We start from the raw sequence: 24,094 nt of genomic DNA, 5'->3' as shown, positions 1-24,094 counted from the left end.
GGCGCTATTGCGATATCATTGATCAAGGCGCTATTGCGCCAGCCGCGCGAAGGCGCCCGCGGCGAAGGCATCCACCCAGCCCTCGCACATGGCCACCCCCTCCTCCACACTGAAATTGGCGGGGTTGAGGCACCAGGTCAGCCACAGCCCGTCCAGCATGGCGTTCAACGCCGTGGCCGCCGCCTGCACATTCATGGGCGGCAGGCCGCGTTCACGGGCCAGCGCGCCCAGATGGCGCTCCAGCACATGGCGATACTGGCTGTAGGTGCGCTGCTGCACGGCGCGCATGTCGTCGGAATGGCGGACCAGGCTCCAGAACACGATCCACACGCCCAGCATGTCCGGGTCCATCACACCCGGCCCGAAGCTTTCCTGGATGAAGCGGCTCAGGCTTTCCCGCGGACCGGCCCCGCTTTCCGACGCCTCCAGCAGGCTGGCCGCGATCCCGCCGGACAGTTTCTCATAGGCATGGCTGATCAACTGGTCCACGCTGGGATAATAATGGTTGATCAGGCCAATGGAGACATCGGCCGCCGCCGCGATCTTGCGCACCGACACACCGGCATGGCCATGTTCGGCCAGACAGCGCAGCGTGGCCTCCACCAGATGCTCCCGGCGCAGTTCCGGCTGGATGCGGGAGAATTTGCGGGTCGGCGGCGGCATCCCTGAACTCCTTGTTGAACGACCGACCCATTTATAGCGCGCCCGCCCGGCTTGTCGCGCGCAAAGACGCCGCGGGCCGACATCCACACCTGGCCCGGCCATCGCCACGCTTGGCCATTGACAGGCCGCAACCATTCTTGTACGAATGTTCAACAAGAGCGATGAACGATCGCTCCCCTTCCCCCTCATAGCCTGGAGGCGGCCCCATGGCTGACGCGATCCGGACCCGCAGCGACAACCAGACGACCCAGGGCGCCGATGCCGATGATGCGTTCAGCCTGCCCGGCTGGATTTATCGCGACGCCGATTTCCTGGAGGTGGAGCGGGAGGTGATCTTCCGCCGGGCCTGGCAGGTGGTCTGCCACCTGAACGACATTCCCGCCGTGGGCGACTACCACACCTTCAACTTCCTGGGTGAAAGCGTGGTGGTGCTGCGGGGGGGCGACGGGACCGTGCGCGCCTTCCACAATGTCTGCCGCCATCGCGCGGCGCGCCTGCTGGATGGCGACAGCGGCAATTGCGGCCGCCGCATCACCTGCCCCTACCATGCCTGGAGCTACAATACCGAAGGCCGCCTGATCGGCGTGCCCCACCGGTCGGAATTCCCCGATTTCCAACTGGCGGATTATCCGATGATGCCGGTGGCGTTCGAAATCTACCACGGCTTCATCTTCATCCGGCTGGAGGATGATGGCGGCCCCGGCGTGGCCGAGATGATGGCCCCGTATGAGCATGAGATCGCACCCTACCGGCTGGAGGAACTGGTGCCGCTGGGCCGCGTCACGATGCGGCCGCGGGCGGTGAACTGGAAGAATGTCGGCGACAATTATTCCGACAGCCTGCATATCACGGTCGCCCATCCGGGCCTGACCCGCCTGTTCGGCTTCGGCTATGGCCTGGAATCGCAGGAATGGGTGGACAAGATGTGGGGCCATCTGATCGATCCGCCGTCCCGCAACCTGTCGGAACGCTTCTACCAGAAATACCTGCCGCAGGTCCTGCACCTGCCGGCGGAACGCCAGCGACTCTGGACCTATTTCAAGCTCTGGCCGAACCAGGCATTCGACATCTATCCCGACCAGATCGATTTCATGCAGTGGATCCCCACCTCCCCCACGGAATCGGTGATCCGGGAAATCGCCTATGTCCATCCGGACGAACGGCGGGAGATGAAGGCCGTGCGCTATGCCAACTGGCGCATCAACCGACAGGTCAACATCGAGGACAAGGCCCTGATCGAGCGGGTGCAGCAGGGCATGGGGGGCCGCGCCTATGCCACGGGGCCGCTGGGCCGGAACGAGGTTTCCCTGCGATCCTTCGCCCGCCGCATCCGCTCGCTGATCCCGGAAAGCCGGCTGATGCAGGCGCCGGCCCCCGGCTGGAAGGGCCGGCGGGCCGTCCCGATGAAGTGAGGATGTACAGGCATATCCTGTACCGGACCGAAGCACCTCATTACCAGACAATCAGAAGCCCGGCGCAGCCGGCGAACAGGAGCAGGGTTCATGCGCGATGTCGTGATCATCGGGGGTGGCCATAACGGCCTGGTCTGCGCAACATATCTGGCCAAGGCCGGCCTGAAGGTCACCGTGCTGGAACAGCGTTCTGTCGTCGGCGGGGCCGCCGTGACGGAGGAATTCGTTCCCGGCTTCCGCAATTCCGTGGCCGCCTATACCGTGTCGCTGCTGAACCCCAAGGTCATCCGCGACCTGGACCTGCATGCCCACGGCCTGAAGGTGGTGGAGCGGGAAATCGCCAATTTCCTGCCGCTGGATGATGGCCGCTACCTCAAGGCCGGCGGTAATGGCCTGACCGGGCGCGAGGTGGCGAAATTCTCCCGGCGCGACGCCGACCGGCTGCATGATTACGAGGAGAAGACCGGCGCCATCGCGGATGTGCTGCGCGACATCGTTCTGCAGACCCCGCCCAATGTCGTGCGCGGCGGCCTGTTCGCCGCCATTCCGGAACTGATCAAGGGTGCGAAGCTGGGCCAGCGCATGCGCCAGCTTGACCTGGAATTGCAGCGCGAGCTGCTGGACCTGTTCGCCATGTCGGCCGGCCATTATCTGGACCGCTGGTTCGAAAGCGATCCTATCAAGGCCCTGTTCGGCTTCGACAGCATCGTCGGCAATTTCGCCAGCCCCTATACGCCGGGCTCCGCCTATGTGCTGCTGCACCATGTGTTCGGGGAGGTGAACGGCAAGAAGGGCGCCTGGGGCCATGCCATCGGCGGCATGGGCGCCATCACGCAGGCCATGGCGCGGTCGGCCATGGCGGCAGGCGTGGAGATCGTCACCGACAGCCCCGTGACGGAGGTGATCATCGAGAAGGGCCGTGCGGTGGGGGCGGTGACCGCCAAGGGCACGGCCGTGCGCGGCCGACTGGTGGTCTCCAACCTCAACCCCAAGCTGCTGTTCGGCCGGCTGGTGGCCGCCAACGAGCAACCGGCCGAATTCCATCACCGGATCACCAACTGGCGCTGCGGCTCGGGCACCTTCCGCATGAATGTCGCCCTGTCGGAACTGCCCAGCTTCACGTCCCTGCCCGGCAAGGTGCGGGCGGAACACCACACCGCCGGCATCATCATCGCCCCCAGCCTGGATTACATGGACAAGGCCCATATGGATGCCAAGCGCGATGGCTGGTCGCGGAACCCCATCGTGGAGGTGCTGATCCCGTCGACCATGGATGACACGCTGGCCCCGCCGGGACAGCATGTCGCCAGCCTGTTCTGCCAGCATGTCTGCCCGGAACTGCCCGACGGCAAGTCCTGGGACGACCACCGGGAGGAGGTGGCGGACCTGATGATCGAAACGGTCAACCGCCACGCCCCCAATTTCAAGGCCTCCATCATCGGCCGCCAGATCAACAGCCCGCTGGACCTGGAACGCACCTTCGGCCTGCTGGGCGGCGACATCTTCCATGGTGCGCTGGACCTGAACCAGATCTTCTCCGCGCGGCCCATGCTGGGCCATGCCGATTACCGCACCCCCATCAAGGGTCTTTACCTCTGCGGCGCCGGCACGCATCCCGGCGGCGGCGTCACCGGGGCGCCGGGCCACAATGCCGCGCGCGAGATCCTTGCCGACCTGCACGCCCGGCGTATCCCCCATTCCGCCTAGGACCCCACTCCCGCGTGAGGATGGACGCGGTTTCCTGCCGCCCCCGGGCCCCGAAAGGACCCGGGGGCGGGATTTTCCGCGACGGACGGCAGGTGCTGCACATCTGATACTATTTTGCAGTGCTCAGAACCTGTTGGTTCTGAGCACTGCCCTCAATCGCCGGCGCCAACATTCATTGGCTTGGCGACGCCGCACGAGCCGTTGGCATGTGGGCGCCGGCGCTTGAGGTGCCGAAAACCTTGACCATCGGTCAAGATTTTCGGCCGCTGGCATGATACGCGCCACTCGGCGCGGATACCGGGGTCAAGATTTCCCGATCCGGGTATGAAAGGGCCGGAAGGAGCGTCAATGGCCATCCCCCAGCCGATCCGCGATCTGTCGCCGCCCTTGCTGGCCAGCGCGCTCTATGCCGTGGGCTCGGGCCTGTTCCACACGCTGCTGCCGTTGCGGCTGGCGGCGGAGGGGCATTCGGCGGCGGCGGTCGGGTTGGCCGTCACGGGCTATTCCGGCGGGTTCCTGCTGGGCTGTCTGCTGTCGGAACGGCTGATCGTGCTGGTCGGCCATGTGCGGGCCTGTGCCGCCTTCTGCGCGGCGGCGGCCGCCGCCGTGCTGGGCTTCGACTGGCCCCTGCCGCTGGTGCTGATCATCGCCCTGCAGGTGGTCGGCGGGTGCAGCGCGGCGGCCCTGGCCACCGTCACCGAAAGCTGGCTGAACGAACGGGTGCTTCCGGCCTGGCGGGGACGGCTGCTGACCATCTATGTCATCCTGCTGTCGCTGTGCTGGGGGCTGGGCCAGGTGATCGCCATTGGCGTGGCGCCCACGGGCAGCCGGCTGCTGATCCTGGCCGCGCTGTTCCATGCCCTGTCGCTGGTGCCCATCGTGGCGCTGAAGGTCGAAAGCCCGCCCGTGCCGGCGCCCATCAGGCTGCAATGGCTGCGGGCCTTCCGCGTGTCGCCGGTGGGCGTCATGTGCTGCCTCTATACCGGCCTGGTGGCCGGAACCTTCGCCGGGATCGGCCCGCTCTACGGCGCCACGGTGGGATTCGGGCAGCAGGATATCGTTATCCTGATGGCCGTGATGCAGATCGGCGGGCTGGTCCTGCAATGGCCCGTGGGGGCGCTGTCGGACCGGTTCGACCGGCGCTTCCTGATGCTGGGCATGGCGATGGCCATGGCGGTGGTCGCCATCGGCTTTCTGGGCGTGGGTCCGGCCACGCCCTTCTGGATCGCCTGCATCCTGTTCGCCGCCCTGGGCGGCCTGTCGGATGCCTTCTATCCCGTGGGCGTGGCCCATACCAATGACCGGGCACAGGCCGGGGAATATGTGGCCCTGTCGTCCAACCTGCTGCTGATCTGGGCCGGCGGGCGCACGGCCGGTCCCCTGGTCGGCACGGCAACGCTGGATGCGGGCGGCGGCGACGGGTTCTTCCTCTATGTCCTGGGGCTTTCCCTGCTGCTGGGCCTTTATGTCGCCTGGCGCCTGGCCCGCCGCCGCCGCGGCCTGCTGCGCGAGGAAACCGTGATCTATCCGCAAACCTCCCCCACCGTGTTCCAATGGTCGCCGCACCGGCCGCTGGACCCCGGCCCCCCGGAACAAGCAGCCGGGCATACACCCGATGACGCCAACAACCAGCCGAAAGGGCCCGCCCCATGAGCCTGCCCCCGCCCGCCCCCTCCCCGGCCGCAACCGACGCCGCGACGCTGGAAAAAAGCCTGCCGTCCCGCTACTACCATGACCCTTCCGTCTGGGCGCTGGAACGGGAGCGCATCTTCGCGCGCGAATGGGTCTGTGCGGCACGGGCGGAACAATTGCCGGGACCCGGCAGCCGCCTGCTGGTCGATATCGCAGGAGAGAGCATCCTGCTGACCCGTGCGGCCGACGGGCAGGTCCGCGGCTTCTACAATGTCTGCCGCCACCGCGGGGCGCAGCTATGCCAGACGGCGGCCGGGACGGCGGGAACGGCCGGGGCACCGGCCAGCCTGATCCGCTGTCCCTACCATTCCTGGGCCTATGGGCTGGATGGCCGCCTGATCGGCGCACCGCATATGAAGGAGGGGACGGATTTCCGCAAGGCCGACTTCTCCCTCCATCCCGTGGGCGTGGCGGTCTGGGGCGGCTTCGTCTTCGTCCACCTGACCCCGGCAGAGGCCATGCCCATTGCCGCACAGTTCGGGGAAATGCCGGAAAGGGTGAAGCGCTATCCCTTGTCGGACCTGCGCATCGGCCGCACCATCACCTATGACGTGGCCGCCAACTGGAAGATCCTGGCCGAGAATTATAACGAATGCTACCACTGCGCCGGGGTGCATCCGGAACTGTGCGAGGTGGTGCCCGCCTTCCGGGAGCGCGGCGGATCGGAACTGGACTGGTCACGCGGTATCCCCCATCGGGAGGGGGCCTATACCTTCACGCCCAGCGGCACCACCAACCGTCCGCCCTTCCCCGGCCTGGATGCCGACGAGCAGGTCCGGCACAAGGGCGAACTGGTCTATCCCAACCTGTTCATCAGCCTGGCCTGCGAGCATGTGGCCGCCTTCCTGCTGTTTCCCCGCGGGCCGGACCGGACGCAGGTGGTGGTGCATTTTCTGTTCGCCGCCGAGGAGATCGCCAGCCCGGACTTCACGCCGGAGGACACGGTCGATTTCTGGGACCTGGTGAACCGCCAGGACTGGGCCATCTGCGAAAGCGTGCAACGGGGCACGGGCTCGCGCATCCATACCCATGGCTATTACGCGCCCATGGAGGATTGGAACCTGGATATCCGCCGCTATGTCCTGGACCGGATCGGCTGAGCGGCAAAAGTGTGCCGCAGCGCCAAAACGTCTATTGAACGAACGATCAACTGCTGATACCGTTCTGGACGTTCAACGATAGCAGACAAAAGAATCGCTACGTCGGGCGGCTTCACGGGTAAATTCCCTCCAATCACATGGGAGTCTGGGCCATGCGATGTCATCGCCGTGGACGGGGCGGGCTTGCGCGCACCCTGACGGGTACCGCCGGTATCCTGGCAATCCTCATGGGCGCCGCCGCGACGCCCGGGCAGGCACAAGCCGCCGATCCGGCCGCCGATCTGGAAATCGAGGAAATCATCGTCACGGGCTCACGCCTGCGCATGGGACCGGCCGAAAGCCCCAACCCCATTTCGGTCGTGACGGACGAGGCCATCGCGCGCACCGGCGCCACCACGATGGAACAGTTCCTGGCCAAGCTGCCGGCGGCCGACTTCACGGGCGGCGTGTCGGCCGGCACCGTCTATGGCGGGGGCGGCGCCTCTTCCATCGGGTTACGCAACCTGGGGGCCCAGCGCACCCTGGTGCTGGTCAACGGCCAGCGCTTCATCGGCACGGATTTTCCGTTCGCCTCCAGCACCACGGTCGATCTCAACAACATTCCCGTTTCGATGATCGACCGGGTGGAGGTGCTGCGCGACGGCGCCTCGTCGGTCTATGGCGCCGACGCCATCGGTGGTGTCATCAACGTCATCCTGAAGAACCGGTTCCAGGGCACGAAGGTCGACCTGTCGATCGGCACGACCACGCATGGCGACGGCATGACCTATGGCGGGTCGGTGACCAGCGGCTTCGACCTTGGCAGCCGGGGCTCCCTGGTCCTGAACGTCGCCGCAGACCGGCGGGACGCGATCAAGGCCAGGGATCGCGGCTGGGCCACCAACCAGTATGAGGACGTGCCCTATACCGGGCTCTACAACGTCTCCTATGTTCCGTTCGGCACCATCGCCCGGACCAGCGGCGGCACGCTCTACTATTACAGCGCGTCGGCCCCGCCGCATGATGCCTATGACACGGCCTTCTTCCTGGCCAACAGGGACAGGCTGCCGGACGGACTGATCTTCAATGACGATGCCTGGTGCAATCCCTGCCAGGATTTCTCCCAATTGCCCAATCTGACGGGCAAGCTGGAAAGGCGGCAGGTGAACGCCGTCGGCTCCTACGCGCTGACGGAGGATGTGACGCTGAAATTCCGGGGCCTTTACACCCGGCGCGACAGCGAGGAGGTCTATTCCCCGGCCATCCTGGGCTATTACAGCGCCACGCCGAAATTCCCCTATGGCATCTATGTGCCCGCGACATTGCCGGATGGCAGTCCCCATCCCTACAATCCCTATGGCGAGGATGTCAGCTTCGACAGCCGCCTGCCGCTGGAATACCGGCGCGGCTACCGGGACAAGATCGACACCTATCAGGCCTCCCTGGGGCTGGAGGGCACGGCCTGGACGGATTTCGACTGGGAACTGGGCGCCAGCTACGGCCTGTCGAAATCGGCCTATTCCACGCCGCGCATGATCGATTTCCGCCGCGCAGCGCAGGTGGCCGGGATGGAGGCCTGCACCGCCGCCGACAGTGCGGCCGGCTGTTCGGTCGGCAATTTCCTGGGCTACAACCAGTTGACGGCGCAGCAGATCGATTATTTCACCTATACCGAGGATAATCGAAGCGAAATCAGCCATCATTACGTGCATGGCAATATCTCCGGCCCCGTGGCCATGCTGCCGGCCGGCGCGCTGCGCATGGGCACGGGCTTCGAGTTCCGCACCGAAAAGGGCAAGGTGACGCCGGATGCCGTGGTGCAGGCCGGCGACGGCGAGCGCTACACCACGGCCAGTTCCGGCAGTTACGACGTGTCGTCAGCCTATGTGGAGGCGCTGGTGCCGCTGCTGAGGGACCAGCCGCTGGCCGAGGCGCTGACCCTGGCAGCGTCCGGCCGCTTCGACCATTATTCGGCCTTCGGCGATGCCTGGACCTGGAAACTGGGGCTGGATCACCGGGTCAATGACAGTTTCCGCCTGCGCGGCGCCCGTTCCACGGGCTTCCTCGCCCCGCAGATCAAGCAGCTCTATGGCGGCGTCTTCCTGGATACCAAGTACCAGTCGGACCCGTGCGCGCAGGGCGGCACCTATGCCGACCAGGGCGTCTGTGCCCGGCAACTGGCCGAACTGGGGGTCGGTGGATCGGGCGATGTCGAACAGTTCGGATCGATGGCCGTGCTGCGCGGCGGCAACCCGGACCTGCAGCCGGAAAAGTCCGGCGAATGGTCGGCCGGCATGGTCGTGACACCGGCCGCCCTGCCGGGTCTGGCCATCACGGCCGATTATTACCGCGTGAAGATCCGGGGCCTGATCTCCGAACAGGATCTGGGCAGCATCCTGGAGGCCTGCTATGGCCAGGACGACCCGGCCGCCTGCGCCAAGATCAACCGCGTTCCCGGCACAGGCCAGATTCTGAATGTCGAAAGCGTGCTGATCAATGCCGGCCGGCGCCTGACCAGCGGCATCGATGTCGGCCTCGATTACGTGTTCGACCTGGACGCGGTGGGCCGCATCGCCCTGTCGGGGGAAGCCAAGTACACGATCGAGGATAAGCGGACCAGCGTGACGGGCGGCACCGTGGATTATGTCGGTCTTTTCCTGGGGGACGAGGCGTCGCCGCGCTGGAAGGGCAAGCTGGGCGCCATCCTGACGCGCGAGGACTGGAGCGTCGGCTGGTCCACGCGCTATTACGGCCGCGTGGAATGCGCGCCCAACAATTGCTATGTGGCGCCCGACTATTTCGGGGATTACGCGCCGTCGGTCTTCTATCATGACCTGTCGGCAACCTATTCCTGGCAGGGTCTGGACCTGTCGGCCGGGGTGGAGAACATCTTCGACAAGGACCCGCCCTATGTCGTGGGCGGTGCCCAGATCAATACACTGACCTCGGCCGGCTATGACCTGATCGGACGCTTCTTCTATCTGAAGGCCTCCTACACGTTCTAACCTTCCTGGACAGGATGGGGTGGCCGTCGTCACACCGGTGATGTGCCGGACTGATGTCGTGCCACCCTTCCTGTCCCCCGTCCGGTGAAGCTGGAAAGGACCGCGCCGCCCATGATCGTCCCCGCCGCCTCCGCCCCTGTCCTTTCCCGGCGGGGCCTGCTGTCGGGCCTGGCCGGGCTGGGGATAGCGGGGACGTGGCTACCGGGATCGTCGGTCCTGGCGCAGGGCGACGACTGGCTGCATCTGCGGGTGCGCAGCGATATCGGCACGCTGGACCCCGCCCTGCACCGGGGCAACATGGAGGAGGAGATCATCCGCTGCCTCCATGTTACCCTGAACCGGCTGACCGATTTCCGCCAGCCGCTGGAATCCTCGCCCGCCGCGGCACAGAGGCTGGAATGGCTGGATCCGTTGCGGCTGCTCTTCACGCTGCGCCGCGGACTGGTCTGGACCGGCGACTATGGTCCGGTCACGGCTTCCGACGTGAAATTCTCCATGGAACGCATTGCCGATCCGGCGACCGCCTCGCCCTGGTTCTCCTATTTCGACATGCTGGAGCAGGTGGAGGTGGTGGATGACCGCACCGGCATCCTGCATCTGAAGGAGCCGCGGCCGGCCTTCCTGCTCACCTCACTGCCCTGGTATGGCGGGCATATCGTCTGTGAAAAGGCCGTGCGGGCCTTGCCGCCGGGCACGCACGCACCCCTGCCCCCGGCCACCTGCGGCCCCTACATGATCGATCATTGGCGGCCGGGGCAGGAAATGCGGCTGGCCGCCAACCCGGCCTGGACGGGACCGCGCCCCGCCTTCTCCCGCATCCGCCTGTCGGTCATCCTGGATGATGACGTGGCGATCCTGGCCTATCAGGCGCGGTCGCTGGCCTTGACCAACATCTCCGTCAACACGCTGGCCCTGCTGCAAAAGCGCAACCTGCCGGCCACGACGCTGATCGCGGAGCCGGGAAACAACCTGATGTGGCTGACGCTGAACATGGACAATCCGGCCCTGGCCGACATCCGCATCCGCCGGGCCATCCAGCATGCCATCAATGTCGACGACATCATCCAGGCCGTCTATGCCGGCATCGCGCAGCCGGCGACAGGCATCATCCCGGACGGGATGACCGGCCATCGCGATGCCAATCTGGTGGCAGGCAACGACCCCGACGCCGCCCGCCGGCTGCTGGATGCGGCGGGGGTGGAGACGCTGGATCTGACGCTGTCCATCGTCAACAATACGACCAACATGACCATCGCCCAGATCATCCAGGCGCATCTGCGCGATGTGGGCATCCATGTCCGCATCCTGCCCTATGACGAGGGCACCTACTGGACGCTGGGCGATCAGTCGCTGGGGGCGCAATGGCGCGATCAGCAGCTTGTCCTGATGAATTTCGCGGGCGGGGTCGACCCGTCGGACAATACGCTGTGGTTCCTGTCGGCCCAGGTCGGCGCCCTCAACTGGTCGCGCTTCGCCGATCCAGAATATGACGGCCTGCACCAGGCAGCGCTGGTGGAGACCGATCCGTCCCGGCGCGACGCCATGTACCGCCGGATGCAGGACCTGATGGAACTGTCCGGCGGCTTCTGCTTCCTGACCCATGGCATCATCACCATCGTGCATGAGGACAGGCTTTCGCCCTGCATCCTGGCCGACGGGCTGCTGGACCTGCCCCGCATGGCAAGGGCCGGGCAAGCAGCCGTCCCCGCCACCCCGCCCGAGAGCACCGCGCCATGACACGCACCGTCACCGACCTGCCGCACCGGGTGGAAACCCGCGACCCCGTCTTCATCACCCTGCCCGACGGTACACGGCTGGCCGCCACGCTTTGGCTGCCCGTGGACGCGGACATCCGGCCCGTGCCGGCCGTGGTTGAACTGCTGCCCTATCGCCGGCGCGATGGCACCATCTTCCGCGACCTGCGCAATCAGCCCTATGTCGCCGGCCATGGCTATGCCTGCCTGCGCGTGGATATCCGCGGGTCCGGCGACAGCGACGGCGTGCTGGAAGATGAGTATCTGCCGCTGGAACAGGAAGATGCCTGCCACGTCATCGAATGGGCCGCCGCCCAGCCCTGGTGTACCGGCGATGTGGGCATGTGGGGCCTGTCCTGGGGCGGTTTCAACGGGTTGCAGGCGGCGGCGCGGCGGCCGAAGGGCCTGAGGGCCGTGATCAGCATGTATGCGTCCGACGACCGCTATGCCGACGACGTGCATTTCATGGGCGGGTCGCTGCTGACCGAAGACCCGATGTGGTCCGCCTTCATCCTGGCCCTGAACGCCATGCCGCCCGACCCCGCCATCGTCGGCGATGCCTGGCGGGAGATGTGGCAGCGGCGGCTGGACGCCAACCGCTGCTGGTCGGAAACCTGGCTGGCCCACCAGCGCCGGGATGCCTATTGGAAACAAGGATCGGTGTGCGAGGATTATGGCGCCATCGACATCCCCATCTATGCCGTGGCGGGCTGGGACGACAGCTATTCCAACGCCATGTTCCGGCTGCTGGCAGGGCTGAAGGGACCGCGCAAGGGGCTGGTCGGCCCCTGGAGCCATGCCCATCCCAATGCCGGCTCCCCTGGTCCCCTGATCGGGTTCCTGCAGGAGACGATCCGCTGGTGGGACCACTGGCTGAAGGGGATCGACAACGGCATCATGGACGAGCCCATGCTGCGCGCCTGGATCAACGACGCCAAGCCGCCGCGCGCCTTCTATACCGAGCATCCAGGCCAGTGGGTGGCCGAACCCTGCTGGCCCCCGCGGGAGGATCGCGACCATGTCCTGCACCTGAATGCCGGCTGGCTGCATGAACAGCCGCATCCCGGCCCCTGGATGCGCCTGCGCTCCCCCGCCAATGCCGGGCGGGATTGCGGACGCTGGGGCGGCTATGGCGGCGACGCACCCGACATGGCCATCGACCAGCGGCGGGAGGACGGGGCCGGCCTGTCTTTCGATACCGCCCCGCTGGAACGGGAAATGGTGCTGCTGGGTGCCCCCGTGGTGGAACTGGTCGCGCAAAGCGACGCGCCGCACGGTACCGTGACGGCCCGGCTCTGCGCCGTGGCGCCGGACGGCACCTCCGCCCTGCTGACCTGGGGGACACTCAATCTGGCCTTCCGCGACGGGTTCGACGCGCCGCGGCCCCTGGCACCCGGCCGGCATTTCACAGTCAGGCTGGCGCTGAACGAGATCGGCACCCGCGTGCCGGCCGGCCATCGCCTGCGCCTGTCGCTGGCCAATCAGCATTGGCCCATCCTGTGGCCGCAGCCCGGCCGGCCGGCTCTGGACATGCCGGCCGGTGTCAGCCGCCTGCGCCTGCCCGTGCGCCAGCGGCGGGCCGACGATGCGCGGCTGGTCCCCTTCGGCCCGGCAGAGGCCACGCCCGGCGTCCCCTGCACCGAGGAACGCCCCACCCGCCACACCCGCCGCATCACGGAGGATGTGGCCACGGGGGAGCAGACCATCGACATGATGACGGATTTCGGCCGCTACCGCCTGTCGGAAACCGGGCTGATCAGTGACAATGTGGCGCGCGACATCTTCACGATCCGCGCTGACGACCCGCAAAGCGCCCGCCTGGCCAGCAGCTATACCATCGCCTGCGACCTGGGCACCGCCGCCCGCGGTGAAATCCTGATCGAGGCGCGGATCGACATGTGGGCCGATGCCCGGCACTTCCACCTGGATTGGCAGGTGGAAGTGCAGGAAGGCGGAGAACGCCTGCACATCCAGGCCGACCGGCTGGCCATCCCGCGTGACGGAATGTGAAGACAGGCGGCATGCAGGCCGCCCCGGGACCTGTCACATCTTCTTATTGAACGAACGTACAATACAAGCTACCATTGCCCGATCCCGTTCCCCCGAAAGGTCTTTCCCAGATGGCGCGCGACCCCCGCTTTGACATCCTGTTCGACCCCGTCCGCATCGGGCCGGTGACGGCGCCGAACCGGTTTTATCAGGTGCCCCACGCCAGCGGCATGACCAACGCCCTGCCCCGCGTGCGCGCCGGGTTCCGGGAAACCAAGGCCGAGGGCGGCTGGGGCGTGGTCTGCACGGGCGCCTGCTCCATCCATCCCAGCAGCGATGACAGCCCCCTGCCCTTTGCCACCCTCTGGGACAAGGACGACATCAAGGCGCATGCCCTGATGACCGAGGCCGTCCACCGGCACGGGTCGCTGGCCGGGGTGGAACTGTTCCATGGCGGGGCCGTGGTGATGAACCGCACCACCCGGACCCCGCCTCTGTCGCCCTCCGGCACGCCCTGGATGGCCACGCATATCGGCTTCATGTCCAACCTGCGCCCCAGGATCATGGACAAGCAGGACATCCGGGATTTGCTGCAATGGCAGGCGGAAGGCGCCCGCAAGGCACGGTCGGCCGGGTTCGACATCGTCTATGTCTATGCCGGCATGGGTTACCTGCCTTATGAGTTCCTGCTGTCGGACTATAATCAGCGCACCGACGAATATGGCGGGTCGGTGGAAAACCGTGTCCGCCTGATCCGTCAGATGATCGAGGTGACGAAGGAAGCGGTGGGCGACACCTGCGGCGTGGCCCTGCGGGTCAGCCTGGAGGAATTGCGCAAGCGCCCCGGCCGGCACATGGCTTCGGAGGCGCATGAGGTCATCGCCCTGCTGAAGGACGATCCCGACCTGTTCGACGTGAAGCTGGACACCACGCCGACCGATTGTTCCGCCTCGCGCTTCTCACCCGAAGGCAGCCACGAGCCGATCATCAGCTTCGTGAAGACACTGACCGACAAGCCCGTGGTCGGCGTCGGCCGCTTCACCTCGCCCGACACGATGGTGTCGCAGGTGAAGCGCGGCGTGCTGGACCTGATCGGCGGGGCGCGCCCGTCAATCGCCGACCCGTTCCTGCCCAACAAGATCAAGGAAGGGCGGGAGGACGAGATCAGGGAATGCATCGGCTGCAACATCTGCATTTCAAGCTGGCATGATGGCGTGCCGGTCCGCTGCACCCAGAACGCCACGGCGGGGGAGGAATGGCGGCGCGGCTGGCACCCGGAGAAGTTCGCCCCCGCCCGCCGGCAGGAAAAGGTGCTGGTTGTGGGCGCCGGCCCCGCCGGCCTGGAATGTGCGCGCGTGCTGAGCCGGCGCGGCGTGCAGGTGACCCTGGCCGACAAGGCCGATGAATTCGGCGGCCGTCTGCGCTTCGAAACCAGGCTGCCGGGCCTGTCGGCCTGGGGCCGCGTGCTGGATTACCGCATGCAGGCCCTGCGGTCCGACGCCAATGTGGAGATGTATCCCGGCAGCGCCCTGTCGGCCGACGACATCCTGGAATTCGGCTGTGATCGCGTGGTGACCGCAACGGGCAGCCGCTGGGGCACGGAGCTTTACGCCGACAGCGAATTGCCAACCGCACCGTTCAACGCGCCCGGCGTCTACACACCCGATGATCTGGCGGCCGGCGCCGTGCCGGAGGGACCCATCACCGTCTTCGATTTCGACAGCTATTACATGGGCGGGCTGATCGCCGAATGGCTGGCGCGGCAATATGGCGACGTCACCTATGTCACGCCGGCCGGCCAGGCATCCGCCTGGACCATCATGACCAACGAGTTGCCCCGCGTGCATCAGGCCCTGACCCGCGCCGGCGTGCCCGTTCGCACCTTGTCGCGGGTGGCCGGGTTCGGCGGCGGCGCGCTGACGCTGACCGGCCTGTTCGTGGACCAGCCGGAACGCATCGCCTGCCGGTCCCTGGTGATCACGGGCCTGCGCCGTCCCGACGACACGCTTTATCAGCAGTTGATGGCGCGGCCGGCGGATCTTGCGGCGGCGGGCATCCGGTCCGTGGACCGGATCGGTGATGCCATGGCCGCCGGGGCCATCGTGCATGCCGTCTTCTCCGGCCATGAATATGCCCGCGAATTCGACCTGACCCCGGCGGAGCGCAACTGGCGCCGCGACCGGCCGGTGGTGACCGAACCGTTCGGGCCGGGCATTTACGAGGGGTGACCCTGCCGGGCGGCACCGCCCCATGCGCCGGCCGCATCGGCCATTCGCCGGGATTAAACCGGCCGATCGACGCAATGCCGGCTTCCGCCCGGCAGGAGCGCGGCCGATGCTGGCCCCCGACATTGCTGCCACCTTTGATAGGGGTGAAACGAGGATGAGCCATCTGTCGACCCTGACGGCGGGCGTGCTGGGCGCCGATGCGGCGGCCCGCCTGCTGGACCTGCTGGAAATCCGCGCCGACCTGCGCGATGCCGACGGGCCGGAGGTGCCGCGCGCCGTGCTGGCCAAGGCGCTGACCCTGGTGCTGTTCCATCGCCTGCTGGGCGAGGTGCCCGAGGCCGCCCGCTATGTCGCCGAACAGGCGGGACAGGCCAAGCTGGTGTTCGACCATGGGGCGCTGCGCACGGTGGCCATGGACCTGGGCGACCTGCCCGGCGGCACGGCGGCCTTCGGGCGCATCCTGGAACCGCTGGGCTATGCCGTGGCCGGCATCTATCCGCTGGAACGGCTGCGCATGACGGGGCGGGCCTATGCGCACCGCGATTTCCCGGAGGATATCGCCCAGTATTTCGTGTCGGAGATCTATCCCGACCGCTTCTCTCCGCCCGTGCAGCAGGCGGCGCGCGCCATTTTCGGCCTGTCGGCCGATCCGCTGGACGGCGACGCCAAAGCGCTGCTGGACAGGCTGTCACGCCGTGGCAGCCTGTCCCCGGCCGAGGCGGCGGCCCTGCTGCCCGTGCTGTCACGTGCCTTCGACCGCCATCACGGCGTGCCCCGGCTGACCGATTACGAGACGGTGCTGACTGAGTTTGCCGAACTGGCCTGGATCGCGACCGAAGGCAACCGCTTCAACCATGCCACCGACCGGGTCCCCGACGTGATCGGCCATGCCGAAACGTTGAAGCAGCGCGGCTTTCCCATGAAGGAAGCCGTGGAGATTTCCACCCAGGGCACGGTACGCCAGACGGCCATCCGGGCGGCCCAGGTGGAAAGGCCCTTCCTGGACGAAGACGGATCGGTCATCCTGCGCACGGTGCCGGGCAGCTTCTACGAGTTCATTTCTCGCGATGCGGTGGCCCCGGCCAATGATGCAGCGCCCCGGGGGCTGGACCTGCGGTTCGACAGTTCCAACGCCCAGGGCATCTTCAAGATGACCGCCGCCGGGAACAAGAATGGCCGCCCCTGACGCCCATCCGCCGACCGCCGCCCCAGCCCCGGACGACAGTCTGGCTCCAAGCCTGACAGATGGCTTGGCCGCCATCGTGGGCGCGCGCCATGTGCTGGCCGATCCGGCCGACATGGCGCCCTATGTCAGCGCCGCGCGCTATGGCGGCGGGCGGGCGCGGCTGGTCGTGGCCCCGGCGGACGCAGCCCAGTTGTCGGCCGTGCTGCGGCTGTGCCAGGCGCGGGGGGTGCCCACCGTGCCGCAGGGGGCCAATACCGGCCTTGTCGGCGCCTCCACCCCCGATGGCAGCGGCGCACAGGTTGTGCTGTCGCTGCGCCGGCTGACCGGCACGTTCGACCTGGACCTGGACAACCGGGCCGTGACGGTGGGGGCCGGCTGGGACCTGGACAGCCTGAACCAGCGGCTGGAGCCGCATGGCCTTTGGTTTCCCGTCGATATTTCGGCCAGCCCCAGCGTGGGCGGCATGATCGCCACCAATGCCGGCGGGTCGCGCGTGCTGCGCTATGGCGACATGCGCCGCAACGTGCTGTCGCTGGAAGCCGTGCTGGCCGACGGGCGCATCGTGGGCGACCGGCGGGGCCTGCGCAAGAACAGCACGGGCCTGGACCTGAAACAGCTTTTCATCGGCACCGGCGGCAGCTTCGGCATCGTCGCCACGGCCGTGCTGGACCTGCAGCCCCTGCCCCGGCAAATGGCCACGGCGCTGGTCGTGCCGGCCGATACCGGGGCCATCAATGGCCTTCTGGCACTGTTGGAACGGCGGGCGGGTGAATATCTGTCGGCGTTCGAAAGCATGTCGGGGCCGGCGCTGGCGGCGGCCCTGCATCACCGTCCACAATTGCGCAACCCGTTCGGTGGTGGTCCCGTGCCGGCGGAAACCATCCTGGTGGAACTGATGTCCGCCACGGAACCCGGCACCGGCCTGGACCTGGATGCACTGTTGCTGTCGATCCTGGAACAGGGATATGGCGATGGCGTCATCGCCGATGCCATTCCCGGCCCGCCGGCCGATCTCTGGGCCCTGCGCCATGCCATTTCCGAAGGGTTGCGGGGGCTGGGGCGTGTCATCGGCCTGGATATTTCGGTGGCCCGCGGCCGCATGTCGGCCTTCCGGGCGGCCGCATCCGACTGGGTCCACCAGCATCATCCCGACCTTCTGGTCTGCGGCTTCGGCCATCGCGGCGATGGCGGCGACCATTTCAACCTGGTCATCCCCAGGGCCGTCGATGCCGACTGGCCGGCCGACCGGGTGGAAGCGGTGCGCCATGGGCTTTACAGGCTGCTGGTGGACGGGTTCGACGGCAGCTACAGCGCCGAACACGGGATCGGGCCTGTGAACCTGTCCTTCCACCGCACCTTCGCGGACCCGGTGCAGCAATCGCTGGCGCGGCTGCTGCAAGATCATCTCGACCCGGCCGGCCTGCTGGGCCGCGTGCGCTGGTAGCGTTCCGGGCACCTTCTCCTTTCCCCTTCAGCAGAAGGCAGAACAGCATGGCCGACAGCGCCCTGATGAACACCTATGCCCGCCTGGATGTCGCCTTCGACCGGGGTGAAGGGGCGTGGCTGATGGCCAGTGACGGCCGCCGTTTCCTGGATTTCGCGGCCGGTATCGGCGTCAATGGCCTGGGCCACGCGCATCCCGCCCTGGTGGCGGCCCTGACGGCGCAGGCCGGCCGGCTCTGGCATTGCAGCAATAATTATCGCATCCCGGGGCAGGAGGCCGTGGCCCGCACCCTGACGGACCATTCCTTCGCGCAGACCGTCTTCTTCTGCAATTCGGGCGCGGAAGCATTGGAAGCGGCGCTGAAACTCGCCCGCTATACCCAGAAGAAGCGGGGCCAGCCGGAACGCTGGCGGACCATCACCTTCGAGGGGGCCTTCCATGGACGGACGCTGGCCACCGTGACGGCGGGTGGCCAGCCCAAATATGTCAACGGCTTCGAACCGCTGGTCGACGGGTTCGACCGCGCCCGGTTCAATGACCTGGCCAGCGTGGAAGCCGCGATCGGCCCCCAGACGGCGGCCATCCTGCTGGAACCCGTCATGGGCGAAGGCGGCATCCGCGTGGCGGAAGCGGGTTTCCTGCGCGGACTGCGGACATTGTGCGACCGGCACGGGCTGTTGCTGCTGCTGGACGAGGTGCAGACCGGTATCGGCCGCACGGGCCGGCTGTTCGCCCATGAATGGGCCTTCGATGCGCCGGGCCTGCGGCCGGACATCGTGGCGGTGGCCAAGGGGCTGGGCGGCGGCTTCCCTGTCGGGGCCTGTCTGGCGGCAGGGGACGCCGCCCATGCCTTCGCACCGGGCGCCCATGGCACCACCTTCGGCGGCAACCCGCTGGCCATGGCCGTTGCCGGTGCCGTGCTGGAACAGGTGCTGGCCCCGGGCTTCCTGGAACAGGTACGGCAGACCGGCGCCCTGCTGGAACGCCGGCTTTCGAACCTGCAGGCGGCCTTTCCCACGCTGATGACGGGCGTGCGCGGTATCGGGCTGATGCGCGGTCTGCACCTGACCATCCCGCCGGCCGACCTTGTGCGGGCGGCGTTCGCGGAGGGGCTGCTGCTGGTCGGGGCCGGCGACAATGTGGTGCGCCTGCTGCCGCCCCTGATCATCGGTCAGACGGAGGTGGAAGCCGCCATGGACAAGCTGTTCACCGCCCTGTCCACCCTGATGCGCGTCACATCGCCCCTGCCGGCGCGGGTATGAAGCAGTGGCGGCGGCCGGCCAGCGCTGCTATTGGGTTCGACCCGATGGACGCAGACCGGCAAGGGACGGGTGGCAATGGGTGACGGTACGGGCGGAACGGTCAGCCTGCATGACCATATTGGCGGACCGGCGGTGATCGGGAAACTGGTCGATGCCTTCTATGACCAGATGGACAGCCTGCCGGAGGCCCGCGACCTGCGGGCCATCCATGCCCCCGACCTGACCGAGGTGCGCCGCGTGCTCACGCTCTACCTGATCCAGTGGATGGGCGGTCCCGCCGATTATTCGGCCGAGCGCGGGCACCCGCGGCTGCGGGCCCGCCATCTCGGCTTCCAGATCGGGGAGGCCGAGCGCGACGCCTGGCTGTTGTGCATGAAGCGCGCGCTGGACGAAACGGTGCCCGACGCCGCCACGCGGCATGCGGTGTTGCAGGCGCTGGCCCCGCTGGCCGACTGGATGCGCAACAAGCCCGGCTGACCGGGCCGGCGGTTCAATCCAGCCGCTTCTCCAGGAACAGGCTGGCGCCGTTGCAGGGATATTCGGCGAAGGAGGCGCAAGGGGTGAAACCCAGCCGGCGGTAAAGCGCCACCGCCTCCACCTGCCTTTCCCCTGTTTCCAGCTTCAGCAGCAACAGGCCCGACGCCCTGGCCGTCTGCGCCAGCGCCGACAGAATGGCCGACGCCACCCCCTGCCCCCGGCAGGCGGGATCGACATACATGCGCTTGATCTCCGCATAGCCGCCCGGCACATCCAGTCGCAGGGCGCCGCACCCCATGGCCACCCCGTCCCGCACGGCCAGCAGGAAGCGGATGTCCGGCGCCCGCAGCCGCTCCGGGTCCAGCAGATGATTGTCCTCCGCCCCGTAAAGGCCGCCCAGATAATGATCCAGCGCCGCGATGAGCGCGCGCGCCGCCGGCATGGTCGGGTCGGCCGGGGCAATGGTCACGGCGCCTGTCATCGTGCGGCCTCCAGCAGCCCATCGACGAAGGCGGGAACAGTGAGGGTGGCCGGCCCGTAAAGCCCCGCATCGAACAATCCGCCCGTCGGTTCCAGATTGATCTCCACCGTCAGCGCACCGGCCATCCGGGCCTCGGTGGCAAAGCCGGCAGCGGGGTAGACCTGGCCTGACGTGCCGATGGACAGGAACAGGCCGCAATCGGACAGCGCATCGCCGATCGCCGCCAGATGCAGCGGCATTTCCCCGAACCAGACGATATGGGGACGCAGGGTGCCACGCGCCCCGCAATCGGGGCAGATGGCATCGGCCGCCAGATCATTCTCGTACCGCTCCATCCGGCCACAGGCGCCGCAGCGGATCTTCAGCAGTTCCCCATGCATGTGCAACAGCCGGTCCGACCCCGCCCGGTCATGCAGGTCATCGACATTCTGCGTCACCAGAAGGAACGGCCCGGTCCAGGCCTGTTCCAGCCGCACCAGCGCCCGGTGGGCTTCATTGGGTTGCACGGCCGGGTCCAGCACGGCGCGGCGGCGGGCATTGTAGAAGCCCTGGACGCGGGCCGGGTCGCGGGCGAAGGCCTGCGGCGTGGCCACCTCATCCAGCCGCACCTGCCGCCAGATGCCGTCGGCATCACGAAACGTGTGCAGGCCGGATTCGCGGCTGATGCCGGCACCGGTCAGGATGACGATGCCGGCATCGGGCCGCAGGGCGGCAAGCTGGCGTCTCAGGGAAGCGTCGATCATGGCGGTCCGGCAGCAGGCGGCAGGGGACCGCAGCCTTGCACAGGGCCGGGGGGCCGGACAAGACCTGGCCTGGTCCCGGCGTCATGGTGCGCGCCGGCTGGCGGCCGGGCCCAGATAGCTTTCCCCGACGGCACCGGTGCGCAGTTCCAGCCGCTGGAAGGCCAGCCCCGTATCGACATGCCACAGTTTCACGACATGCCGGCCGGGCCGGTCGATGCGGTGGCGGGTGGTGCCGATGCGGATATTGTCCGCCACGCTCCGGTCCCAGGCGGCCTCGCTGTCATCGGTATGCAGGTTCACCACCTGCGGCGGTTCATCATCGATGGACACCGCATAACGCAGCCCGCCCTGTGCCTTGAAATCCAGCGTGGGGGACAGCAGCACGCGCAGTTCCACCTCTCCCGCCTGCCACAGATGCACGTCATATTCCAGCCGCGCGCCCTGCCCCGTTGCCGGGGATGGGGGGGCGGTAACGGGATGGCTGATGATGGCAGAGCGCGTGCGGCCCAGATGCGGCACCTCCCGCCAGGTGATGCCGCCGGCCGGCACGGCGCCTGTATGATCCGCCGCCTCCATCGCCACCACCCCATCGGCCTGCACGAAGGTGCCCGCAGCCGGATTTCCCGGATTGTCGATTTCAACCGTGACCGGAATAGGGATTTCATTATCTCCGGTCACGGATATCTTCACGGAATGCCGGCCGACAGGCACGGCGGACCAGTCCACACGGGGGCTGATGCGGCGGCTGTCGCCGGCCAGCCGGCCGGCCGGCATGTCCACGTCCAGCCAGGGCGCATCGCTGTCGATACGGTATCGGACCGGGGCGCTGCCCCTTGCATAAATCTCCAGCCAGCCCGGCAGGGGGGCGAACCGGTCCAGCCGCAGGGACGCCCCCGGCCCCGTCCAGCCGCGCGCATCGCCGGCCACCATCACGCCAAGTCCGGCCCGTGCCGGGGCCGGGCGGCGCCGGACCTCGGGCATCACATCTTCATCGGGCTGCTGCCAGGAGGTGTAACCGATATGAGTTTGGGACATCATGTGGACCCATTTGCCCGACGCTGTCTCCTTCTCGTACAGGTCGCGGATGGCACGGTCGCGGGCGAACAGCGCCTCGGCCTCGGCCGCCAGCCGGTCGGTCTCGGCCCGGCCCTGATCGGCGGCCAGCCGGTTGCGGGCCACCGTGATGTAAAGCCGGGTCAGGTTGGCACTGGCCAGGACGGGATGCAGCACAAGCTGGACATAGGCATCGCGCCAGGCAGGCGCCAGGGCGTTGCCGATCTTTTCAGCCTGCCGTTCCAGCGCCTCCCACTCGGCCAGGACGCGGGCCGCCTCGTCATGGTGGATCAGGCTGAACGTGTCGGGCGACAGCAGTTCCGGCTTCCTGCACGCGTTCAGCCGCGTATAGCCCGTCAGCAGGTCTCCGATGGCCCGGGCGTGGGTCGGCCCAAATTGGGCCGCCGCCCATTGGCGCGGATAGTCGCCCAGCCGCTCCAGCGGCAGGGCGGCGGGGCTCCAGGCCATGTCCAGGAAGAATTCCGTGGGGAATTCCATGGGCTTCAAATCGCCGACATTCACGATCCAGATGCGGTCGGCCCCGTACCGGTGGGCCATGTCCATCTGCTCCCAGACCCGCTCGATCTGGTTGGTATTCAGCCATTTATAGTTTCGCGGGCCGCCGACATAGTCGAAATGATAATAGACGCCATAGCCGCCGGGCCGGGCCGACCCCGGTTCGGGCAGGCGGCGGATATTGCCCCAATTGTCGTCGGCGAACAGCAGGGTCACGTCGTCGGGCACGGTCATGCCCTGGTCGTAATAATCCTGGACCTCCTTATAAAGGGCCCAGACCTGGGGCGTGGCGGCGGCGGGCCGGCCCGTCACCTGTTCCAGGATGGTGCGCTGGTCCTTCACGATGGTTTGCAGCAGATCGATGGCCGTCCCCTCCTCCATCGGCTCATCCCCATCGCCGCGCATGCCGATGGTGACCAGGCTTTCATGCCCGCCCATGCGGGCGATGCCGTCACGCCAGAAGGTGCGCAGGGCCCCGGCATTGGTGCGATAGTTCCAGGGCCCCTGACCATGGCGCTCCCATTCCACATGGGCGCGCATCATGGGCTCGTGATGGGACGTGCCGATGACCACGCCCACCCGGTCGGCCAGCACGGCGTTCTGCGGATCATCATCGGCGAAGGCCTTGCCCCACATGGCCGGCCACAGATAATTGCCCTTCAGCCGCAGGATCAGCTCGAAGACGCGGTCATAGAAGGCGTGATTGAAGCCACCGAAGGTGGCATTGGCCCAGCCGTAAAGCGCCGGATTCTCGTCATTCAGGAAGATGCCGCGATATTTGACGGCCGGTGCCTCCACCCGTGCGCCGGCCGTGACATGCAGGTCCAGACGGACGGGCACCGGCACGTCGGCCCACCAGTTCCAGGGCGAGACGCCGGCCCGCTGGATCAGGTCGTAAAGGCCGAAGATGGTGCCGCGCCGGTCGCCGCCCGCGACCACCAGCGCCCGCTCGATGCCAGGGGCGGGCGCATCCACCGCCTGCACGACGAAGGCTTCCCACCGCCCCGCCACACCGGCTGTCTCCAGCCGGCCGGCCGCGGCCAGCGCATCGATGACGGGGCTCGACCCCAGCGTGCCGGCCAGGATGACAGTGCCGCCACCGGCGGGCACGGGCGATCCCGACAGGCGGGCCAGATCGGCACGCACGGTATCGGCCGCGCGTTCCACACCCGCATCCTGCGGTCCGTCCAGCAGAAGCGGCAGCGCCACCCCGCCCGTGATCAGCGCCATGGAACCGGCGGCGGCCACGGGGCAGACGGCCGCCGGCCCCACGCAATCGCCGGTCACCGGCAGGGCCGGGGCCGGGCGGAGCGGCAGGGCCGCCGCCAGCACCGCAAAGGCCATCCCGGCCAGGAATGGAAGCCGGATGCGGCGAGCCGCCGCCCTGGTCTGGATCATCGCCA

16 protein-coding genes are annotated in these 24,094 nt (G+C 67.5%); 12 read left to right on the top strand and 4 right to left on the bottom strand.

Annotated elements, in window-relative coordinates:
- Positions 1 to 30: 30 nt before the first annotated feature.
- The gene (locus tag ABC728_RS01620) at positions 31 to 663 is read right to left on the bottom strand and encodes a TetR/AcrR family transcriptional regulator (RefSeq protein ID WP_416618625.1); all 633 of its coding nucleotides are present in this window, start codon (positions 661 to 663) and stop codon (positions 31 to 33) included.
- Positions 664 to 869: 206 nt separating this feature from the next.
- Here ABC728_RS01620 and ABC728_RS01615 point away from each other — a divergent pair, with 206 nt between their 5' ends.
- The 12 genes from ABC728_RS01615 (at position 870) to ABC728_RS01560 (ending at position 19,898) form a co-directional block, all read left to right on the top strand.
- Positions 870 to 2,075, top strand: coding sequence for an aromatic ring-hydroxylating oxygenase subunit alpha (locus tag ABC728_RS01615; RefSeq protein WP_416618626.1), 1,206 nt, complete (start codon positions 870 to 872; stop codon positions 2,073 to 2,075).
- A gap of 90 nt (positions 2,076 to 2,165) precedes the next feature.
- Positions 2,166 to 3,782: a phytoene desaturase family protein gene (locus tag ABC728_RS01610; RefSeq protein ID WP_416618627.1), complete on the top strand. Its 1,617-nt coding sequence runs from the start codon at positions 2,166 to 2,168 to the stop codon at positions 3,780 to 3,782.
- A gap of 348 nt (positions 3,783 to 4,130) precedes the next feature.
- Complete coding sequence (locus tag ABC728_RS01605) at positions 4,131 to 5,435, top strand: MFS transporter (RefSeq protein WP_416618628.1); 1,305 nt, start codon at positions 4,131 to 4,133, stop codon at positions 5,433 to 5,435.
- Complete coding sequence (locus tag ABC728_RS01600) at positions 5,432 to 6,574, top strand: aromatic ring-hydroxylating oxygenase subunit alpha (protein WP_416618629.1); 1,143 nt, start codon at positions 5,432 to 5,434, stop codon at positions 6,572 to 6,574. The genes ABC728_RS01605 and ABC728_RS01600 overlap by 4 nt, the downstream gene beginning before the upstream one ends.
- A gap of 152 nt (positions 6,575 to 6,726) precedes the next feature.
- Positions 6,727 to 9,558, top strand: coding sequence for a TonB-dependent receptor (locus tag ABC728_RS01595; protein ID WP_416618630.1), 2,832 nt, complete (start codon positions 6,727 to 6,729; stop codon positions 9,556 to 9,558).
- Positions 9,559 to 9,669: 111 nt separating this feature from the next.
- A complete protein-coding gene (locus ABC728_RS01590) occupies positions 9,670 to 11,295 on the top strand; it encodes an ABC transporter substrate-binding protein (RefSeq protein WP_416618631.1) in 1,626 nt (541 codons plus the stop codon).
- Positions 11,292 to 13,322, top strand: coding sequence for a CocE/NonD family hydrolase (locus ABC728_RS01585; protein WP_416618632.1), 2,031 nt, complete (start codon positions 11,292 to 11,294; stop codon positions 13,320 to 13,322). The genes ABC728_RS01590 and ABC728_RS01585 overlap by 4 nt, the downstream gene beginning before the upstream one ends.
- 110 nt (positions 13,323 to 13,432) lie before the next feature.
- A complete protein-coding gene (locus tag ABC728_RS01580) occupies positions 13,433 to 15,529 on the top strand; it encodes an oxidoreductase (protein WP_416618633.1) in 2,097 nt (698 codons plus the stop codon).
- Positions 15,530 to 15,683: 154 nt separating this feature from the next.
- Entirely contained in the window at positions 15,684 to 16,715 is a 1,032-nt protein-coding gene (locus tag ABC728_RS01575; protein ID WP_445376307.1) for a 2-oxoadipate dioxygenase/decarboxylase family protein, read from the top strand.
- Entirely contained in the window at positions 16,702 to 18,159 is a 1,458-nt protein-coding gene (locus ABC728_RS01570) for an FAD-binding oxidoreductase (RefSeq protein WP_416618635.1), read from the top strand. The genes ABC728_RS01575 and ABC728_RS01570 overlap by 14 nt, the downstream gene beginning before the upstream one ends.
- A gap of 47 nt (positions 18,160 to 18,206) precedes the next feature.
- The gene (locus tag ABC728_RS01565; protein ID WP_416618636.1) at positions 18,207 to 19,421 is read left to right on the top strand and encodes an aspartate aminotransferase family protein; all 1,215 of its coding nucleotides are present in this window, start codon (positions 18,207 to 18,209) and stop codon (positions 19,419 to 19,421) included.
- A gap of 75 nt (positions 19,422 to 19,496) precedes the next feature.
- The gene (locus ABC728_RS01560) at positions 19,497 to 19,898 is read left to right on the top strand and encodes a group II truncated hemoglobin (protein WP_416618637.1); all 402 of its coding nucleotides are present in this window, start codon (positions 19,497 to 19,499) and stop codon (positions 19,896 to 19,898) included.
- A gap of 13 nt (positions 19,899 to 19,911) precedes the next feature.
- Here ABC728_RS01560 and ABC728_RS01555 read toward each other — a convergent pair whose 3' ends face one another.
- The 3 genes from ABC728_RS01555 to ABC728_RS01545 all read right to left on the bottom strand — a co-directional run bounded on the left by ABC728_RS01555 (position 19,912) and on the right by ABC728_RS01545 (position 24,089).
- Complete coding sequence (locus ABC728_RS01555; protein WP_416618638.1) at positions 19,912 to 20,379, bottom strand: GNAT family N-acetyltransferase; 468 nt, start codon at positions 20,377 to 20,379, stop codon at positions 19,912 to 19,914.
- Positions 20,376 to 21,122 (bottom strand): NAD-dependent deacylase, encoded by a 747-nt coding sequence (locus ABC728_RS01550; protein ID WP_416618639.1) that lies wholly within the window; start codon positions 21,120 to 21,122, stop codon positions 20,376 to 20,378. The genes ABC728_RS01555 and ABC728_RS01550 overlap by 4 nt, the downstream gene beginning before the upstream one ends.
- An 81-nt stretch (positions 21,123 to 21,203) precedes the next feature.
- Positions 21,204 to 24,089: a glycosyl hydrolase 115 family protein gene (locus ABC728_RS01545; protein WP_416618640.1), complete on the bottom strand. Its 2,886-nt coding sequence runs from the start codon at positions 24,087 to 24,089 to the stop codon at positions 21,204 to 21,206.
- Positions 24,090 to 24,094: the final 5 nt, after the last annotated feature.

This window comes from Niveispirillum fermenti (genome assembly GCF_052474395.1).
This window is presented reverse-complemented; position numbering and strand designations above follow the sequence as displayed.